We start from the raw sequence: 2,979 nt of genomic DNA, 5'->3' as shown, positions 1-2,979 counted from the left end.
CGGTCCCATTCCGAACCCGGAAGCTAAGACCCACAGCGCCGATGGTACTGCACCCGGGAGGGTGTGGGAGAGTAGGACACCGCCGGACAATCATTAACAGGGAAAGCCCCGACCACGACGGTCGGGGCTTCCCCCATTTAACCAACAAATGGTGCAAGGCCGGTTTGACCAGACGCGCGCCCAGGCTCAAGCCAAGACAAAGGCCTCCACTATGGAGGCCTTTCGTCGTTAAACCTGTTCAGGAACCCCAACGGGCTCATGGCTGGCGCCGATGATCAACCACTCGAAGCCTGCCACCAACCCCAGGACCACGCCCTCCCGGCCGCCGAGCTCAGCGGTAGACGCGATCAAGCCGAGACGTCGGCCGTGGAGCCGCGCGATCTGTTGATCCCGAGGTCTTGAACGTCCCACCGCTCGTGCTCCCATGAATGCCGGCCCCGAATGACCGTGGGGCAGGGCGTGGGGCATTGTCACCCCGCCTCGTGTCGCCCCCTCAGGGACGGGAGCGCCCCGAGGTGTTCAGGACCGGACGACGAGCAGGGGCCTGCGGGTGCTGCAGCTGACGTTCGACTGTCCCGGCCGTTGTTTCAGGAGCACTCGCATTCCCCGGCAATGGTGGGGCTGTGGTTTTGTATCTGTGTCCCGTGGGTGTGCTCACTTCCAGTTCATGTCTGCCGCCGGGGAGTGTTTGTGTGTTCCAGCCGGGGTTTTCTTTGGTGTGGTTGCATGCTTCGCAGAGTCCCGCGCCGTTGGCGAGGCTCGTGGCGCCGCCTTGGTGCCAGGGGATGACGTGGTCGATGTGGCGGATGGGCGCGTCGCAGTAGGGGGTGCGGCAGGTGTCGTCTCTGGTTTCGATGAAGCGCCGCATTCCGGGTGGGAAGAGTCGGGCTTTGGAATCCATGGCCAGCAGTTCACCACTGGCGGGTGCGGTGTAGAGGCGGCGGAGCAAGACTCTAAAGTCCTTGCCCTCGTTGGACTTCGGGCTCACCTTGTACTCTGTGCTCACCTCAGCCTGCCCCGCGGCTCCGGCTCCGTCTTTCGCCTCTGCCCCAGCTGGCTCTCCGGCGACGAGGGTCCGGGCCCATTCGGCGGGGACGATTCCGTAGCCCTGGAGCCGTGCTGGTTCGCTGTCGCCTTGGACGAGGGTCCGGTCGGTCATGACGAGCTGCACGTTGACGCCGCTGATGCCGCCGGGGGTGCCGGTGAGGCGTTCGGTCAGGGTGTCGGCCATGACCTGGCCGCGGGTCCGGGTGTCCCCGCCGGAGCGGGCGGAGTCGGCGTGCCGGGTGAGCGCGGCGTAGACGGCGACGCCTTGGGCGACGGGGAGCAGTGCGGTGAGGATGGTCATGGTGTCCGGGGCCGGGCGGAGGCTGACGTGCCGTTCGGACGCGGCATGGGCTGCGCGCTGGGTCACCGAGCGGGGGTCACGACGGTAGGCCGCGGCTTTCGCGGCGGCGATGATGGTCTTGTCTCCGACGCCGTCGAACGTTCCGGTGTCGGGGGCGAGTTCCTCATCGACGGCTGCCCGGTCTTCGACGGACAGGCAGGCTGTTTCCTTCACCAGCAGGGTGGCGCGCCATTCGTTCAGGTGCCCGGTTTCCAGGGCGGCCATGGTGCGCGGCATTTCCGACACCAGTGCTTTGGCCAGCCCGAGGAGCCGGGACCCCTTGTTCGGTGACTCCCGGCGCGCCAGTGCGATCTGCGCGCCCACACCCTGACCACGCTCCGAGGAGGGCGTATCAGCAGAGGCTTGCTCCCGGCGCTGCGCCAGGTCAAACGCCACCGACGCCCGCGCCTGCAAAGCCGCGATCGCTGACTTCACGTCCTCCAGGCCACGAATCTGATCAATCAACTCATTGCTGGCCGCGGCGACGCGGAAAGCGCCCACCCGGACAAGCAGCTCCTCAGCGTCAGAGCGACGGAAGCCGGGGCCGGTGAAATCGCCGCTCCCAGGTACAGGCACAGTGGAAGCCACCCTGGCTGCTTGCAGCTCGCGAAACCTGTCCATGGAAAACACTCTTCCAGCACGGTCGATCCGGCAGCAGGCACCAATTCACCTATGTGGAAAAGCTGAAGGGTGAGGAACCTCGCGCGATCGCTAGTCTCCCGACGTCAGAGTATTCAGGCGCTCGTTGTCTTAGAGGCCTTCGCGGCTGCTTTGGCTGCTTGTTTGCTTGCCCGAACTTTGACCAGGGAGTCTGGATCCACGATGTCCGCGACAGAGAGGTATGAACCCTCCTCGCCGTAGTGCCCAGCCGCTTCCCGCCATCCGTTGGCTTGAAGGCCACATTGCTTTCCGAGCAGGGCAAGGAAGATCTTAGCCTTCTGCTCTCCGAACCCAGGCAAGGCCTTGAGCCGGCGCAATACTTCGGCGCCATCCGGATTGCCACTTGTCCAGATGGCTGCAGCGTCTCCGTTCCAATCCCGTTGCACGGTTTCGGCGAGGGCTTGGACCCTGCCGGCCATGGAGCCTGGGAAGCGATGCACGGCAGGGCGTTCTTTGAATACCTCTACGAAGCCTGCGGGGTCGTAGTCTGCGATTGTGCTGGGATCCAGTGATCCGAGGCGCGTACGGATCTTTTCCGGACCGGCAAAAGCCGACTCCATGGTTACCTGTTGATCGAGCAACATTCCGGTCAGCAATGCGAACGCATCGTCACTTAACAGCTGATCGGCGGCGGCATCTCCTGTGATGTGCAGTTCCATGCGTCCCATCCTCCCACCAGTGCGCACGGTCGTCATCGGGAGTGGTCACGATGGCCAGGTTGATGAACGAGCGGAGCTATGCCCGACGGCGGGGCTGTCGCCAGTTTTTGGGGTGGTGTTCGGGGGGTGTTGGGGTTGTGTTGGGTGGTTGTTGGGGTGGATTTGCGTTGGGGGTGTGGGGCGTGTATTGTTTTCTGAGTCGCCGGGTGCGAAACGGAAAGCCGGAAGGTGTGTACGGTTCGGTAGGCGGCCAAAAATAACTCTTCTTTTCCA

General features: G+C 64.1%; 3 protein-coding genes and 1 rRNA gene. 1 reads left to right on the top strand and 3 read right to left on the bottom strand.

Going from position 1 to position 2,979, the window contains the following annotated elements; genetic code table 11:
* Positions 1-88: ribosomal RNA gene (gene rrf, locus AB4Y87_RS25820) — 5S ribosomal RNA — on the top strand; the annotation flags it as partial.
* Between the two features lie 140 nt (positions 89-228).
* Here rrf and AB4Y87_RS25815 read toward each other — a convergent pair.
* The 3 genes from AB4Y87_RS25815 to AB4Y87_RS25805 all read right to left on the bottom strand — a co-directional run bounded on the left by AB4Y87_RS25815 (position 229) and on the right by AB4Y87_RS25805 (position 2,715).
* Positions 229-411, bottom strand: a complete 183-nt coding sequence (locus AB4Y87_RS25815; RefSeq protein WP_442007072.1) for a hypothetical protein — start codon at positions 409-411, stop codon at positions 229-231.
* An 82-nt stretch (positions 412-493) separates the two neighbouring features.
* Complete coding sequence (locus tag AB4Y87_RS25810) at positions 494-2,008, bottom strand: HNH endonuclease (RefSeq protein WP_442007071.1); 1,515 nt, start codon at positions 2,006-2,008, stop codon at positions 494-496.
* Between the two features lie 113 nt (positions 2,009-2,121).
* Positions 2,122-2,715 carry an HhH-GPD-type base excision DNA repair protein gene (locus AB4Y87_RS25805; RefSeq protein ID WP_442007070.1) on the bottom strand — a complete coding sequence of 198 codons (594 nt, stop codon included), beginning with the start codon at positions 2,713-2,715 and terminating at the stop codon, positions 2,122-2,124.
* Positions 2,716-2,979: the final 264 nt, after the last annotated feature.

The sequence above is a fragment of the Paenarthrobacter sp. RAF54_2 genome (assembly GCF_052113945.1).
Lineage (GTDB): Bacteria > Actinomycetota > Actinomycetes > Actinomycetales > Micrococcaceae > Arthrobacter.
Note: the sequence above shows the minus strand (reverse complement) of the source record. Positions and strands in the feature narration are given on the sequence as shown.

Bases quoted from the DNA above. Each gene is read 5' to 3' on its own strand.
- AB4Y87_RS25810 (WP_442007071.1), bottom strand. From the start codon at position 2,008: ATGGACAGGTTTCGCGAGCTGCAAGCAGCCAGGGTGGCTTCCACTGTG.
- AB4Y87_RS25805 (WP_442007070.1), bottom strand. From the start codon at position 2,715: ATGGGACGCATGGAACTGCACATCACAGGAGATGCCGCCGCCGATCAG.